Origin of the sequence: Falsiroseomonas sp. E2-1-a4, assembly GCF_051433165.1 — a bacterium.
GTDB lineage: Bacteria > Pseudomonadota > Alphaproteobacteria > Acetobacterales > Acetobacteraceae > Falsiroseomonas.
Map to the genome: position 1 here is coordinate 91,288 of NZ_JBHMFS010000001.1, position 14,213 is coordinate 105,500.

Annotated in this window: 21 protein-coding genes; 7 read left to right on the forward strand and 14 right to left on the reverse strand. The window is 69.8% G+C overall.

All coding sequences use genetic code 11. From position 1 onward, the window contains the following. Positions 1-54: 54 nt before the first annotated feature. Positions 55-444, forward strand: coding sequence for a hypothetical protein (locus ACFHNC_RS00435; RefSeq protein WP_437167224.1), 390 nt, complete (start codon positions 55-57; stop codon positions 442-444). 6 nt (positions 445-450) lie between these two features. On the opposite strand, the gene ACFHNC_RS00440 is transcribed toward ACFHNC_RS00435, so the two are convergent. Further along, positions 451-1,287 carry a SirB1 family protein gene (locus ACFHNC_RS00440; RefSeq protein ID WP_437167225.1) on the reverse strand — a complete coding sequence of 279 codons (837 nt, stop codon included), beginning with the start codon at positions 1,285-1,287 and terminating at the stop codon, positions 451-453. A 3-nt stretch (positions 1,288-1,290) separates the two neighbouring features. Beyond that, entirely contained in the window at positions 1,291-1,671 is a 381-nt protein-coding gene (locus ACFHNC_RS00445) for a histidine triad nucleotide-binding protein (RefSeq protein WP_437167226.1), read from the reverse strand. Between the two features lie 141 nt (positions 1,672-1,812). Between ACFHNC_RS00445 and ACFHNC_RS00450 the strand changes: the two genes are divergently transcribed. Next, entirely contained in the window at positions 1,813-2,316 is a 504-nt protein-coding gene (locus tag ACFHNC_RS00450) for a hypothetical protein (protein WP_437167227.1), read from the forward strand. Between the two features lie 4 nt (positions 2,317-2,320). On the opposite strand, the gene ACFHNC_RS00455 is transcribed toward ACFHNC_RS00450, so the two are convergent. The 8 genes from ACFHNC_RS00455 to hisB all read right to left on the reverse strand — a co-directional run bounded on the left by ACFHNC_RS00455 (position 2,321) and on the right by hisB (position 7,116). After that, positions 2,321-3,034: a phosphoribosyl-ATP diphosphatase gene (locus ACFHNC_RS00455; protein ID WP_437167228.1), complete on the reverse strand. Its 714-nt coding sequence runs from the start codon at positions 3,032-3,034 to the stop codon at positions 2,321-2,323. After that, positions 3,034-3,804 carry an imidazole glycerol phosphate synthase subunit HisF gene (hisF, locus tag ACFHNC_RS00460; RefSeq protein ID WP_437167229.1) on the reverse strand — a complete coding sequence of 257 codons (771 nt, stop codon included), beginning with the start codon at positions 3,802-3,804 and terminating at the stop codon, positions 3,034-3,036. Before hisF ends, ACFHNC_RS00455 begins: the two co-directional genes overlap by 1 nt. A gap of 113 nt (positions 3,805-3,917) precedes the next feature. Further along, the gene (locus tag ACFHNC_RS00465) at positions 3,918-4,139 is read right to left on the reverse strand and encodes a hypothetical protein (protein WP_437167230.1); all 222 of its coding nucleotides are present in this window, start codon (positions 4,137-4,139) and stop codon (positions 3,918-3,920) included. A gap of 3 nt (positions 4,140-4,142) precedes the next feature. Next, entirely contained in the window at positions 4,143-4,868 is a 726-nt protein-coding gene (gene hisA, locus ACFHNC_RS00470; RefSeq protein ID WP_437167231.1) for a 1-(5-phosphoribosyl)-5-[(5-phosphoribosylamino)methylideneamino]imidazole-4-carboxamide isomerase, read from the reverse strand. 11 nt (positions 4,869-4,879) lie between these two features. Then, positions 4,880-5,461 carry an N-acetyltransferase family protein gene (locus tag ACFHNC_RS00475; protein WP_437167232.1) on the reverse strand — a complete coding sequence of 194 codons (582 nt, stop codon included), beginning with the start codon at positions 5,459-5,461 and terminating at the stop codon, positions 4,880-4,882. Then, positions 5,458-6,123, reverse strand: a complete 666-nt coding sequence (gene hisH, locus ACFHNC_RS00480; protein WP_437167233.1) for an imidazole glycerol phosphate synthase subunit HisH — start codon at positions 6,121-6,123, stop codon at positions 5,458-5,460. Before hisH ends, ACFHNC_RS00475 begins: the two co-directional genes overlap by 4 nt. Then, a complete protein-coding gene (locus ACFHNC_RS00485; protein WP_437167234.1) occupies positions 6,120-6,518 on the reverse strand; it encodes a DUF2628 domain-containing protein in 399 nt (132 codons plus the stop codon). Before ACFHNC_RS00485 ends, hisH begins: the two co-directional genes overlap by 4 nt. A 1-nt stretch (position 6,519) precedes the next feature. Beyond that, a complete protein-coding gene (hisB, locus tag ACFHNC_RS00490; protein ID WP_437167235.1) occupies positions 6,520-7,116 on the reverse strand; it encodes an imidazoleglycerol-phosphate dehydratase HisB in 597 nt (198 codons plus the stop codon). 113 nt (positions 7,117-7,229) lie between these two features. Between hisB and hslV the strand changes: the two genes are divergently transcribed. The 5 genes from hslV (at position 7,230) to ACFHNC_RS00515 (ending at position 10,637) form a co-directional block, all read left to right on the forward strand. Next, on the forward strand, positions 7,230-7,808 hold the full coding sequence (gene hslV, locus ACFHNC_RS00495; protein ID WP_437167236.1) for an ATP-dependent protease subunit HslV: 579 nt from the start codon (positions 7,230-7,232) through the stop codon (positions 7,806-7,808). Next, entirely contained in the window at positions 7,805-9,121 is a 1,317-nt protein-coding gene (hslU, locus tag ACFHNC_RS00500) for an ATP-dependent protease ATPase subunit HslU (RefSeq protein WP_437167237.1), read from the forward strand. The genes hslV and hslU overlap by 4 nt, the downstream gene beginning before the upstream one ends. Positions 9,122-9,183: 62 nt before the next feature. After that, on the forward strand, positions 9,184-9,408 hold the full coding sequence (locus ACFHNC_RS00505; RefSeq protein ID WP_437167238.1) for an AbrB/MazE/SpoVT family DNA-binding domain-containing protein: 225 nt from the start codon (positions 9,184-9,186) through the stop codon (positions 9,406-9,408). Continuing rightward, positions 9,405-9,797, forward strand: a complete 393-nt coding sequence (locus tag ACFHNC_RS00510; RefSeq protein ID WP_437167239.1) for a type II toxin-antitoxin system death-on-curing family toxin — start codon at positions 9,405-9,407, stop codon at positions 9,795-9,797. Before ACFHNC_RS00505 ends, ACFHNC_RS00510 begins: the two co-directional genes overlap by 4 nt. Positions 9,798-9,815: 18 nt before the next feature. Then, positions 9,816-10,637 carry an EcsC family protein gene (locus ACFHNC_RS00515; RefSeq protein WP_437167240.1) on the forward strand — a complete coding sequence of 274 codons (822 nt, stop codon included), beginning with the start codon at positions 9,816-9,818 and terminating at the stop codon, positions 10,635-10,637. A gap of 18 nt (positions 10,638-10,655) precedes the next feature. Here the strand turns inward: ACFHNC_RS00515 and ACFHNC_RS00520 are convergent, their stop codons facing one another. Genes ACFHNC_RS00520 through trpB form a run of 4 tightly spaced genes read right to left on the reverse strand, consistent with a single transcriptional unit; the run spans position 10,656 to position 14,180 of the window. Beyond that, positions 10,656-10,988: a hypothetical protein gene (locus tag ACFHNC_RS00520; RefSeq protein WP_437167241.1), complete on the reverse strand. Its 333-nt coding sequence runs from the start codon at positions 10,986-10,988 to the stop codon at positions 10,656-10,658. 58 nt (positions 10,989-11,046) lie between these two features. Continuing rightward, on the reverse strand, positions 11,047-12,099 hold the full coding sequence (gene gtdA / locus ACFHNC_RS00525; RefSeq protein ID WP_437167242.1) for a gentisate 1,2-dioxygenase: 1,053 nt from the start codon (positions 12,097-12,099) through the stop codon (positions 11,047-11,049). A gap of 19 nt (positions 12,100-12,118) precedes the next feature. Next, positions 12,119-12,937: a tryptophan synthase subunit alpha gene (gene trpA / locus ACFHNC_RS00530; RefSeq protein WP_437167243.1), complete on the reverse strand. Its 819-nt coding sequence runs from the start codon at positions 12,935-12,937 to the stop codon at positions 12,119-12,121. 1 nt (position 12,938) lies between these two features. Beyond that, positions 12,939-14,180: a tryptophan synthase subunit beta gene (trpB, locus tag ACFHNC_RS00535; protein WP_437167244.1), complete on the reverse strand. Its 1,242-nt coding sequence runs from the start codon at positions 14,178-14,180 to the stop codon at positions 12,939-12,941. Positions 14,181-14,213: the final 33 nt, after the last annotated feature.

Here is a 14,213-nt window from a genome sequence, read left to right on the forward strand (position 1 = left end):
CAGCCAAACCACCCCTGACAACGCCGAAAGAGAGAGCAGACGATGTGCAAGTCGATGATGACCGCCCTGGTGTTCGGCAGCTTCGCCACCCTGGCCCCGCAGATGGCCCAGGCCCAGGCCTATACCTGGCAGGGTCCGACCCTGCTGTCCTCCGGCAACACCATGAATGGCTGCCGCCTGCGGACCCCGATGGCGACGCATACCGGCAGCCTGGGGCTCAACAATATCTTCCTGACCGTCCGCAATGAGGGCCAGGCCCCGGTGCGCATCACCGCCAATGTGGAGCTGTCCGGCAACAACAGCCGGAAATCCACCACGATCAGCTCCGGCGTGATCCCGGCTGGCGCGCAGGCCTCGATCCAGACCATGACGCCGGGCGGCTCCACCCGGGACAACACGACGCTGCGCGTCCAGTTCACCAGCTGCGCCCCCGCCACCAACTGACGCGATTCAGTTCAGCCGCTGGCGCAGCTCCTCCAGCAGCCCGCGCACGCGGATGGCCTGCAGGCCCTCCGGCGCCAGCACCAGGAAGCGCTCCAGCGCCGTGATGGCGGCGCCGATGCGGTCCAGGCGCTGGTGCATCAGCCCGGCCTCCCGCCACAGTGGCGCGGCATCGGGTGCGATGCGGAGCATGTCCTCCGTGCACGCCACCGCGCCGGCCAGGTCGCCGTCGCGCAGGCGGCGCACCTTGATGTTGTTCTGTAGCCGCAGCAGCACCGCGCGCTTGTCCATCGGCGCCAATGTGGCCGGGCCGAGCTCGGCCTGGTCGCCTGCGAAGCGTTTCAGCGTGGCGCGCAGCTCCCGCGCCTCCATCGCCTGGCCGCCGACGAAGACATCCACCACCACCTTGCCGCGCCCGGCCAGCGCCACCAGGAAATGGCCGGGGAAATCCACGCCATGCGCCTCCCACCCCGCCGCTTCCGCCGCGTGCAGCCACAGGATGCCGAGTGCCACGGGCAGGCCGCGGCGGCGTTCCATCACCCGCAGCAGATTGGCATTGGCCAAATCGTCATAGGTCTCGCCATCGCCGCCGTAGCCGAAGCGGCCGTGGATCACCTCCGCCAGCACGGCACGGCGACGGGCGGCATCGCCGGCATCGGCCTTGCGGTCCGCCGCCGCCGCCTGCACCGCCTCCCGCGCCAGGGCCGTCAGGTGTTCGGCGCCGGCCCGCCAGTCGAGCTCCGGCGCGTCGATCCGGGCGAGTTGCAGCGCCGCGGCGGCGATATCGATTTCCGCCTCGGGCAAGCTGCCGACCGCGGCCAGTGCCGCCCGAGCCTCCTCGCTCATGCCTCAGTCCACCACGACCATGCGGCCGAGCGGCTTGCCGCCGAAGATATGCACATGGAAATGCGGCACCTCCTGCCCGGCATCCCGGCCCATGTTGGACAAGGTGCGATAGCCGGGCGCCTCCAGCCCCAACGCCTTGGCCACCGTGGCGACGGCACGCCAGAAGCCGGCAATCTCGGCGTCGCTGGCCTGGGAGGCGAAATCCGCCTGGCTGACATAAGCGCCCTTCGGGATCACCAGCACATGTACCGGCGCCTGCGGGTTGATGTCGTGGAAAGCCAGCGCGAAGTCATCCTCATGCACCAGCTTGGCCGGGATTTCCCGGCGCAGGATGCGGGCGAAGATGTTGGCGGGGTCGTAGGGCGGCAGGCCGGTCACAGGCATTTCCGTCAGGCTCCCGAGGCGCGTTTGCCCTGTTCTGGCGAGGCGCGGGCGCGGGCGCAAGCGGCTCGCGCGCCAGGACGTGAGGTGCGGTGCGGTGCCGCCACCGGATAGGTTGCGTCTACCCTTCCGAAGGCTGCCGCCATGTCGCGATGGATCATTTTGGGCATTGCCTTGCTCGCAGCCCCCGCCGCCCTCGCGCAGGGCAAGCCGGCCGTCACCGAAGGCGGCGACAAGGCCCGGTCGCAGGGACAGTCGCAGGGACAGTCGCAGGCCCCGGCCCCGGCACCTGCCGGCGGCCTGCCGCTGCAGCGCGGCTTCTATGTCAGCGCCGAGACGGCCTGCGGCCGCGCTTCCAACGCCACGCTCTTGCTGCTGCGGCGCAACGGCATCGGCGGGGCGCGCGATTTCTGCGAATTCCGCACCGTCACCGCCGCTGGCCCGGACCGCTACAGCGTCACCCAGGCTTGCCGCGAATTGGGCCGCGGTGGGGAGGATGAGGCCGAGACGGTGATCTATGAGGTCACCAGCCGCACCAGCTTCCGCCGGACCAGCCCGGACGGCCAGGTCCGTGCCGCCCGCTTCTGCCCCCAACGCAGCCTGCCCGCGGCCTGGCGCGACAACGATATCCGCGAGCTGGTGCGGTAGCGGCTCAGGGCAGCTTGGTGGTGTTCGCCGCGCGGACCAGCGCCTTCGGCCGCGCCGCCTTCTCCGCGATGCCGGAAATGCCCTGGCGGCGGGCGAGCTCGGCCCAGACTTCCTCCGGCGCGATGCCCGCATCCACCCAGACGACGACCAGGTGATACAGCAGGTCGGCGCTTTCCAGCACGGTGGCGGCGCGGTTGCCCAGCGTCGCCTCGATGACGCATTCCACCGCCTCCTCCCCCAGCTTCTGCGCCACCTTGGCGGTGCCGCGCGCCAGCAGCCGGGCGGAGTGGGAGATGGCGATATCACCGGCGGCGCGGCGGGCCTCCACCGTCCGCCACAGCGCATCGAGGATAGCAGCCTCGGCGCCCGCCACCCGGAATGGCTCCATCGCGCCGGCGCCGGCGGCCAATGCGCGGGGCTTGGCCAGCATCTGCGGCGCGGGGATGGAACCAGGCAGCGGCAGGCTGGCGGCAAGCCGGTCGGATTTGCGCCGCGCCTTCTCCGCCTTCGGCGCCGGCTTGACCTTGGCCACCTTCAGCTTCGCGAGCTTGGCCTCGGCATCCTTCGGCTTGGCGCCTTTCGGCGTGGGCTTCCCGGCGCCCTTCGGCGCGGGCTTCTTGGCGCCTTTCGGGGTGGACTTCCCGGCGCCCTTCGGCGCGGGCTTCTTGACGCCCTTCGGCGCGGGTCGCGACGGCTGCCGCTTCACTGTCTTGGCCATCAGATGGACTCCGCCAGCGGGCGCACCGGCAGGCCGGCGGCTTCCAGTGCCGCCTTTGCCTCGCCAATCCGCATCTGGCCGTAATGGAACACGCTGGCTGCCAGCAGGCCGGTTGCCCCGGCCTCTGCGCCATCGACGAAATGCTGCGCCTCCCCCACCCCGCCGGAAGCGACGATGGGCAGCCTGATGGCGGCCCGCACCGCGCGCAGCAGTGTCAGGTCGAAGCCCGCGCGGGTGCCGTCACGGTCCATCGAGGTCAGCAGGATCTCCCCCGCGCCGCGCGCTTCCGCCTGCTGGCACCAGGCCACCGCATCGATGCCGGTGCCGCGGCGGCCGCCATGGGTGAAGACCTCCCAGCCGCCCTTGCCGTCACCGCGCGCATCGACGGCGACGACGATCGCCTGGCTGCCGAAGGCCTCCGCACCGCGGGTGACCAGCGCCGGGTCCGCGACGGCGGAGGAATTGATGGAGATCTTGTCGGCACCGGCCAGAAGCAGGCGGCGCATATCTTCCACGCTGCGGACGCCGCCGCCGACGGTCAGCGGGATGAAGACCTGCGCCGCGGTGCGGGAGACGACGTCGAGGATGGTATCCCGCCCCTCATGCGAGGCGCCGATATCGAGGAAGGTGACCTCATCGGCACCTTCCCGGTCATAGATCCGCGCCTGCTCCACGGGGTCGCCCGCATCGCGCAGTTCGAGGAAATTGACGCCCTTGACGACACGGCCGTCCTTCACGTCCAGGCAGGGGATCACACGCAGGGCCAGCACCGGCACAACTCCGGAGGGGGGACGGGGGACAAAATCCCGACATGTCGCTAGCCGCACCGGCCCAGCAGGATGCGCGGCGCGAGGGGGCTGATTGCGGCGGGAGGGCGTTGCGGTCAAGTCACCTTGATGCGGTGCAGCGCCTCGGCCAGCAGCCAGGCCGCCAGGCCGAAGCCGATCAGGCCCTGCATGTCGCGGTTCCGCAGCAGTGCCGACGGCCCCGCATCGCCCGTCCAGGGCGCCTGCCGCCGCAGCAGCCGCAGGCCGAGGCGAATGCCGAACCAGGCGGAGAGCACCGCGCAGGCCGCCCAGGCCAGCTCCAGCGCCGTGACCAGCACGGGCTAAGCCGCCAGTTGCAGCGCCGCCGCCGGGTCCACGCGGCCATCATACAGCGCGCGCCCGAGAATGGCGCCGGCCACCACGCCATCCGCCTTCAGCGCCACGATGTCATCGGTGGAAGCGACGCCGCCCGAGGCGATCACCGGGATCGGCACGGCGCGGGCCAGGGCCGCCGTCGCCGTCACATTCACGCCGGTCAGCATGCCGTCGCGGGCGATGTCCGTGTAGATGATGGCGCAGGCACCGCTATCGGCGAAGCTGGTGGCGAGGTCGGTGGCGGTGGTGCTGCTGGTCTCGGCCCAGCCTTCCGTCGCCACGAACCCATCCCGCGCATCGATGCCGAGCGCCACGCGCCCGGGGAAGGCGCGGCAGGCGGCACGGGCGAAATCCGGGTCCTTCACTGCCGCCGAGCCCAGGATGATGCGGGTGACGCCGGCGGCGAGCCAGGCCTCCGCCGTCGCCATGTCCCGGATGCCGCCGCCCAACTGCACCGAAAGCCCCGGCACTGCGGCGATGATGGCGGTGACCGCCGCCGCATTGGCCGGCTTGCCGGCGAAGGCGCCGTCGAGGTCCACCACATGCACCCAGGCGAAGCCGGCGCGGGCGAAATCCGCGGCCTGCGCCGCGGGGTCCGCGTTGTAGATGGTGGCCTGCGCCATGTCGCCGCGCTTCAGCCGCACCACCTGGCCGGCCTTCAGGTCGATGGCCGGGTACAAGGTCAATGCCATGGTGTGGTCCTTCAGCGCGCGCCGATCAGGCTGTCCGTGGTCCGGCCGCGGCCGGGTTCCAGCAGCTTGTGGTAGAAATGCCCGGCGACGGTGCGGCCTTCCACACGGGCATAGGCAGGGTGGGTGCCCCAGCGCGTGTAGCCGAGCGCCTCGAACAGCGCGATGGCGCTTTCCTGCGTCTCCCGCACGTCCAGGTTCAGCACGCGCAGCCCGGTGGCGGCGGCCTGTTCCTCCACCCGGTCCACCAGCATGCGCGCCAGGCCGAAGCCGCGCGCATAGGGGGCAATGTAGGCGTGGGTGAGCTGGGCGGCGAAGGCCTGCGCCTCGTTGTTGCGCGGCGGGCGGACAAGCTGCGCGCTGCCGACCACGTTGCCGTCGAGGCGCGCGATGAACAGGGTGCGGTCCGGCACCAGCAGCACGCCGCGGAAATGCCGCGCCAGCGCGGCGCGGTCCTGGCTGCTGACCCAGCCGAAGCCACCACCCTCGATGATCGCGGCGTTCGTCGCCTCGCACAGATCGGCCAGGTCATGCGGGGTCAGCGCGGTTGCCACCTCCACCGCCATCTCGTGCTTGCCGGCGCGCAGCGTGCTCATGCGGCAACCTCCGGCGTCCAGCTCAGGAAGTTGGCCAGGATGCGCAGGCCGACCAGGCTGCTTTTTTCCACATGGAATTGCGTGCCGGCCAGATTGTCCCGCCCGACGATGGCCGCAACGGGGCCGCCATAGCCGGTGCTGGCCAAAAGCTGCGCCGGATCGCCGCCCGACAGCGCGTAGGAATGCACGAAATAGGCGTGGGCGCCGGGGCTGACGCCGGCCAGCAGCGGATGCGAAGGCTGCGCCAGGTCCAGCCCATTCCAGCCCATCTGCGGCAATGGCAGCGCCGAACCATCCGGCCCGCGCGGGTCCATCGGGGCAATCTCCCCGGCAATCCAGCCGAGGCCGGGCGTGGTGCCGTGTTCCAGCCCGCGCTCCGCCATCAGCTGCATGCCGACGCAGATGCCGAGGAAGGGCTTTTTCGCGCCGAGCACCGAATCCTGCAACGCATCCACCATGCCCGGCAGCGCATCCAGGCCCCGCCGGCAGGCGGCGAAGGCGCCCTGGCCGGGCAGCACGATGCGATCCGCCGCACGGACCTCCGCGGCCTCCGTTGTGACGGCGACCTGCGCCGGCCGGCCGGATTCGGCCACAACCCGCTCCAGCGCCCGCAGAACCGAGGCAAGGTTGCCCGAGCCGGGGTCGATGATCGCGATCCTCATGGTGCCGTCCGCACCAGATCCGGCCGCTGCTGCATCAGGCGGAACCAGGCAATCTCCATATCGGGCGCCGCCACCACGCCGGCCATGGGCTGGCCGCGGCGGGCCAGGCGCGCGCGCAGCCGGTCCCGCGCCTCGAAGCCGGCCAGCACATGCAAGGCGGGCACGGCGATGGAGGCCAGCGCTTCGGGCAGCAGCAGGCCGGCGGCAACCGTCAGCACCAGGAAGCCGAGGGCTTCCCACCACAGGCGATTCCAGGCGAACCAGAAGGGGCCGAGCACGGCGGCCCAGAACGAAAAACCCTCCCGCACCAGGACTGGCGGGCGCGCCTTGGGCTCAGGCCAGCCCTCCGGGCCCGGGGGCGGGGGGGCTTCGGCATGGACGGTGTAGAGCTTCATCTCAGCCCTCCAGCGAACCCTTGGTGGAGGGAATCTCCCCAGCGGTGCGAGGGTCCATCTCCACCGCCATCCGCAGCGCGCGTGCCACGGCCTTGAAACAGGCCTCTGCGACATGGTGCGCGTTGCTGCCGGCTTTCAACGTCACATGCAGGGTAATGCCGGCATTAAAGGCAAATGCACGAAAAAATTCTTCGACCAGTTCGGTGTCGAAGGTGCCGATCTTGGGGCGCTGGAACGCGACGTCCCAGGCCAGGAAGGGGCGGCCCGAAATATCGATCGCGGCTTCGGCCAGCGCTTCGTCCATCGGCAGCAGACATTGACCGAAGCGGCGGATGCCGCGCTTGTCGCCCAAGGCCTGGCGCAGCGCCTGGCCGAGCACGATGCCCACATCCTCCACCGTATGGTGGTCGTCGATATGCAGATCGCCCTTGGCCGCCACCGCCAGGTCCATAAGCGCATGGCGCGCGAGGGCGGTCAGCATGTGGTCGAAGAAGCCGACCCCGGTCGCGACATCGGCGCTGCCGCGGCCATCCAGGTCCAGCGTCAGGCGGATATCGGTTTCCGAGGTGGCGCGGGCGATTGTGGCTTGGCGCGTCATGGGCGCTGCACTAGCCGATAGGGCGTGCGGGGTCCACGGTTCAAGCGGCGTCGATCCGCCCCCGCTTGCCGCCCCCGCTTGCCGCAAGCCCCGGCCCGCGCCATCTGGGCGTGATGCACGCGACACACGCACCACCTTCCGCCGCCCACGACCCGCTGGGCTGGCACGGCACCACCATTCTCTGCGTCCGCAAGGACGGACGAGTCGCCATGGCCGGCGATGGCCAGGTCTCGCTCGGCCAGACCGTGGTCAAGGGCAATGCCCGCAAGGTCCGCCGCATCGCCCAGGGCAAGGTCCTGGCCGGTTTCGCCGGCGCCACGGCGGATGCCTTCACGCTGCTGGAGCGCCTGGAAGCCAAGCTGGAACGCTTCCCGGACCAGCTCGAGCGCGCCTGCGTCGAGCTCGCCAAGGATTGGCGCACCGACCGCTACCTGCGGCGGCTGGAGGCGCTGCTGGCGGTGGCGGACGGCAAGCGCAGCCTGCTGCTGACCGGCCAGGGCGATGTGCTGGAGCCGGAGGACGCCATCATCGGCATCGGCTCCGGCGGCAATTACGCGCTGGCCTCGGCGCGCGCGCTGCTGCCGGTGGATGGGCTGTCCGCCGAGGAGATCGCGCGGCGGTCCATGGCCATCGCGGCCGGCATCTGCGTCTACACCAATGGCAACATCGTTCTTGAAATGATTGAATCGTGACGGAAACGGTCAACCTGTCCCCCCGCGAAATCGTCAGCGAGCTGGACCGCCACATCGTCGGCCAGAACGACGCCAAGCGCGCCGTGGCCATCGCACTCCGCAATCGTTGGCGGCGGCAACAACTTCCGCCGGGGCTGCGGGAAGAAGTAGTGCCGAAGAACATCCTGATGATCGGCCCGACCGGCTGCGGCAAGACCGAAATCGCCCGCCGCCTGGCCCGCCTCGCCAACGCCCCCTTCCTGAAGGTGGAGGCCACGAAGTTCACCGAGGTCGGCTATGTCGGCCGCGACGTCGAAAGCATCATCCGCGATCTGATCGAGGTTTCGATCACCCAGACCCGCGACCAGTCCCGCAAGGCCGTTCAGGCCAAGGCGGAGCTGAATGCGGAGGAACGGCTGGTGACGGCGCTGGTGGGTGAGGGCGCCGCCGGCGAAACCCGCCAGAAATTCCGCCGCATGCTGCGCGAAGGCGCCCTGGAGACGCGGGAAATCGAGGTGCAGGTGGCCGAGCAGGCCGCGCCCATCGGCATGATGGACATGCCCGGCATGCCGCCGCAGATGGGCAACATGCAGGAGATGCTTGGCAAGATGTTCGGCGGCCGCACCAAGCCGCGCAAGATGCAGGTGGCCGAGGCGCGCCAGCATCTGGTGAAGGACGAGGCCGACAAGCTGCTGGACCAGGAGGCGCTGAACCGCGAGGCGATCTCCAACGCCGAGAACAACGGCATCGTCTTCATCGACGAGATCGACAAGGTCTGTGCCCGCACCGGCGAGGGCGGCGTGCGCGGCGGCGATGTGTCCCGTGAAGGCGTGCAGCGGGACCTGCTGCCGCTGATCGAGGGCACCACCGTCACCACCAAGCATGGCCCGGTGAAGACGGACCACATCCTGTTCATCACCTCCGGCGCCTTCCATCAGGCGAAGCCCAGCGACCTGCTGCCCGAATTGCAGGGCCGCCTGCCGATCCGCGTCGAGCTTTCGGCCCTGACCCGGGACGATTTCCGCCGCATCCTGACGGAGCCGGAGCACTCGCTGGTGAAGCAGTACATCGCGCTGCTGGGGACGGAGGGCGTGACGCTCGACATCACCGAGGGCGCGACGGATGCGATTGCCGATCTGGCCGCCGAGATCAACGCGACGGTCGAGAATATCGGGGCGCGGCGGCTGGCGACGGTGATGGAGCGGCTGCTGGACGAAATCTCCTTCACCGCCTCGGATCGGGGTGGGGAGAGCATTTCGGTGGATGCGGACCTCGTGCGGACCCGCGTGGCGCCGCTGGCGGGGAATGCGGATCTGTCGAGGTTCATCCTGTAGCCACGGACGTGGACACGCGGTGGGTGTTCTGTTATAACCACCGTATCCACGGAGGATATGACATGGCCACCCTGAAGCTGCGCGCCGTTGGCAATTCTGTCGGTCTGGTCCTGCCGAAGGATATCCTGGCGCGGATGAACCTGGCCGAGGGCGACACCGTTCAGGTGGTGGAAAGTGGCGACGGCCTGCTGCTGACCACGATGCCGCAGGAGACCGAGGCGCAGCTCGAACTCGGCCGCGAGCTGATGCGGAAGTATCGCGAGACCTTCGCGGCGCTGGCCAAGTGACGGAGCCGCGCTGGCTGGACAAGCCGGCGCTGCTCTACCTGCACAGGGAAGGGCTGCGACAATTCGGCGGGGCCGAAGGGCTGCGCGATGAGGGGCTGCTGGACAGCGCCCTCGCCCGCCCCGTCAACCGCTTCGCCTATGACGGCGAGTACGACCTGTGCGTGCTCGCCGCCGCCTATGCCCATGGCATCGTGCGCAACCACCCTTTCATGGATGGCAACAAGCGCGCAGCGCTGGCAGCGGCGGGTGTGTTCCTCATGGCGAATGGGCTTGATCTTGTCGCCCCGCCGCCGATGGTCACGGTGGCGGTGCTGGACCTCGCGGCCGATGACATGTCCGAGGGCGATTTCGCAATCTGGCTGCGCGCCCATACCGAACTGCGCCCCTGACACCCCATATCCGTTTCCATGTCCATCACCCTCGCTCCCCCGCCCCCCGACATCCTGCCCGGCGAAGCCCGCGCCGAACTGGCGCGCGCCGTGGCGCAGCTTGAGGATGTCTCACTCGCCGCCCGCTTCGCCGCCACCATCGGCATGCCGATCGAGGCGCTGAAGAACCGGCTGCCGAGCAGTGCACAGGTGTTGCTGGATGGCGCGGTGAAGCGCGCCCTGGCCAGCGCCATGCAGGCGGCGTTGCGGGCGCAGCCCTCGGCCAACCCCACGCCGCTGCCGGCCGCCTGGTTCCATCGCGGCCTGGCGGCGGCCGCCGGCGCGGCGGGCGGTGCCTTCGGGCTGCCCGGCACGCTGGTGGAACTGCCGGTTTCCACCACCCTGCTGCTGCGCCAGATCGCCGCGGTGGCCGAAGCGAATGGGGAAACGCTGGGGGATCCGCTGATCGCAGCCGAATGCCTGAAGGTCTTCGCCCTCGGCGGCCGGGACAAGCAGGATGATGCGGCCGAATCCGGCTATTTCGCCGTGCGCCTGGCGCTGGCGGAGGCGTTGAAGGGCGCGGTGGGCAAGGGCCTGGCCGGTGTCATGCTGCCGGGCTTCCTCGGCAGCATCGCGGCGCGCTTCGGCGGGCCGGTGGCGCTCAAGCTCTCGGCCCAGGCCGCGCCGGTGATCGGCGCGGCGGCGGGCGCGGCGGTGAACCTCGCCTTCCTGGAGCATTTCCGCGGTATCGCGGAGGGCCATTTCACCGTCCGCCGGCTGGAACGCCTGCACGGCCCGGTGGCGGTAAGGGCCGCCTATCAGGAACTGGCGACGCAGCGCGACGCCCGCTTCATGGCCTGATGCCGGACCGGCGTGCCGTCAGACCGCTTGCAGCATGGCCTCGATACGCTGCGCATCGTCGCGCGGCACGCTGAGGCGCAGCTCGGCACCGGTCAGCTCCGTCGCGCTGCGATCCAGTGGCACGCTGCGGACCAGCTCCTCCAGCGCCAGCTTGGCGGATTCATGGTCCTTGAAGTGCCGCGACACGGTCACCGCATCGGGAACATGCTTCGAGGGATGATCCCCTCCGGCCGGCACGGCGCGCGGACCCTGCGTCGCGGTGTCGGAGAGCGCATCGCTGGCCGGGAAGCTGTCCATCACGCCGCGCTCGTGGTCGTTGGTGGGCTTCTGACCGCTGCCGTGGTTTTGCATGAAAATGGCTCCCCTCTGTGAGCCGTCGTAACGCTCCCCGTTGCGCGCGGTTGCAGTCCTACAGCCGCGCCTCCCGCCACAGGCCCAGCTTCTGCTGCGCGGCGGCGTCGGAGTAGCCGAACAGCACCAACTCGGTCTCGGCGGCCAGGGTCAGCGCGGCCCAGGACGGCACCACCAGCAGGTCGCGCGGCGCCAGGGGGAAGTTTCGGCCGGCGACGGTCGCAATGCCCGTGCCTTCCACCACCACCAGCACCATCGCATCCGTCGCGTGGCGGGGGCGGGCGGTGAAGCCGGCGGGCAGCAGGCGGACATGGGCGGCGATGGTGGGCATGACGGGGCCGCCATCGGCCGGGTTCACGAATTCCAGCGCATGGCCCAGATGCGGGTCCGGCTCCCCGGCGCGGGTCATGGCGGCCAGGCTGTCGCGCCATTCGGTGTAGGGGTAGTGGAACAGCGGCAGCGCCTTCGGCCGCCTTGCGCCGAGCGTGCTGCCATAGGGGCGAAGATTACGGCCATAGCGCGCGGCGGTGTCGCCGGGCGGCGCGGTCTCCGGATGGGCCATGGCGCCATCTGGCAGGCGCTCCGCGAAGCTCGCGGCAAAGTGGCGCACGGTGGGGATATCCAGCCCATCCAGCCAGATCATCGGCGCGGCGCTGGCATTGCCGTGGTCATGCCATTGCCAGTTCGGCGTCAGCACCAGGTCGAAGGGCCGCATCACCGCCTTTTCGCCATCCAGCGCGGTAAAGGCGCCATCGCCCTCCATCACGAAGCGCAGCGCGCATTGCGTGTGGCGATGGCAGGGCGCGACCTCTCCGGGCAGGATCAACTGCAACCCGGCATAGAGGCTGGTGGTGACGGAGGAGGTGCCGGGCAAGCCGGGATTTTCTAGGATCAGCACGCGGCGTTCGGCCTGTTCCGCGGTGATCAGGTCGCCGGCGCGCAGCAGATGGGCGCGCGCCGTATCGTAGTGCCAGAGATGCGGCTGGACGGGGGAGATGGGCGTCGGCGTCACCAGCGCGTGCAGCACTTCCCAGAGCGGGAACAGGTGCTGCGGCGCCATTTCGGCATAGAGCGACTGCAACAGGGCCTTCGGGTCGTTGTTGCCATCCATCGCCTTTCCCCCGGGGGTGCTACCCCTTGCGAACAGCCTCCGCCAATTCCCGCACCCGGTCCAGCACCGCCGGCACCGTCGCGGCCGTGGCGCGGCCCTCGGCATCAAGGCTGGCGACCAGGCCCTCGATCAGGGCGGAAGCCACCACCGCGCCATCGGCAATGCGGGACGCCTCGCCCGCCTGCTGAGGAGACCGCACGCCGAAGCCGATGGCGATCGGCAGGTCGGTGTATTTGCGGATGCGCGGAATGGCGGCGGCCAGGTCATCCGCGCTGGCGCTGCGCGTGCCGGTGATGCCGGTGATCGCCACGTAGTAGACGAAGCCGGTGGTGGCGGAGAGCACCTTCGGCAGCCGGTCCTCCCCGGTGGTCGGCGCCACCAGCCGGATCAGGTCGAGGCCATTGGCGGTGGCATCCGGCGCAATCTCATCCGCCTCCTCGGGCGGCACGTCCACCACGATCAGCCCATCGACGCCGGCCTTGGCTGCATCGACGCAGAACTTGGCGATGCCGTAGGACAGGATCGGGTTGAAATAGCCCATCAGGATGACCGGCGTCTCCGCATCCGACTCGCGAAAATCCGCCACCATGCCGAGCGTGCCGGCCAGCGTCGCGCCGGCCTTCAGCCCGCGCTGGCCGGCCTTCTGCACGGTCGGGCCATCCGCCATCGGGTCGGTGAAGGGCACGCCGATCTCGATCAGGTCGGCGCCGGCCGCGGGCATGCCGCGCAGGATCGCCATGGCGGTCTCGCGGTCCGGATCGAACGCCTCCAGGAACGGGATGAGCGCGCCGCGGCCTTGCGCCTTCAGCGCCGCAAACTTGGTAGCAATCCGCGACATGTCAGATGTTCTCGCCCAGGTGCTTGGCGACGGTGAAGATGTCCTTGTCACCACGGCCGCACAGATTCATCAGGATGATTTTGTCCGCCGGCATTTTCGGCGCCATCTTCATCACCTCGGCGAGCGCATGCGCCGGCTCCAGCGCTGGGATGATGCCTTCCAGCCGCGAGCAGAGCTGGAAGGCTTCCAGCGCCTCATCATCCGTCACGCCGGAATACTGCACGCGGCCGAGCTCATGCAGCCAGGAATGCTCCGGCCCGACGCCCGGATAATCGAGGCCGGCGGAGATCGAATGCGCCTCCGTGATCTGGCCGTCGCCATCCTGCAGCAGGTAGGTCCGGTTGCCATGCAGCACGCCCGGGCGGCCGCGCGACAGCGCCGCGGCATGTTCACCGGAATCGAGGCCCCGCCCGGCCGCTTCCACGCCGACCATCGCCACAGCGGCATCGTCCAGGAACGGGTAGAACAGCCCCATGGCGTTGGAGCCACCGCCGACCGCGGCCACCAGCACATCCGGCAGCCGCCCCTCGGCCTCCGCCATCTGGGCCTTCGCTTCGATGCCGATCACGGATTGGAAGTCGCGCACCATGGCGGGGTAAGGGTGCGGGCCGGCCACGGTGCCGATGCAGTAATAGGTGTCGCTGACATTCGCGACCCAGTCCCGCAGGCCTTCGTTCATCGCATCCTTCAGCGTCGCGGCGCCGGAGGTCACGGGCACCACCTCCGCACCCAGCAGCTTCATGCGGAACACGTTGGGCTGCTGCCGCTCCACATCGGTCGCGCCCATATAGACCACGCAGGGCAGGTCCATCAGCGCGCAGGCGGTGGCCGTCGCCACGCCATGCTGGCCAGCGCCGGTCTCCGCGATGATGCGGGTCTTGCCCATCTTTTTCGCCAGCAGGATCTGGCCGAGCACGGCGTTGATCTTGTGCGCGCCGGTGTGGTTCAGCTCATCCCGCTTGAAATAGACCTTGGCGCCCATGCCAGGTGCGGCGTTCTTCCGCAGATGCGTGGTGAAGCGTTCGGCGAACCACAGCGGGCTGGGGCGGCCCACGTAATCCTTCAGCAGCCGGCGCCATTCATCCTGGAAGACCTTGTCCGTCTTGCTGGCCTCATAGGCGGCCTCGACTTCCAGGATCAGCGGCATCAGCGTCTCGGCGACGAAGCGGCCGCCGAAGGTGCCGAAGCGGCCGCGGGCGTCGGGGCCCTGGCGGAAGGAATTGGGGGGCGGCTGCTGGTTCACGGGGCGATGTCCTGGAATTGGCATGGTCTTGGC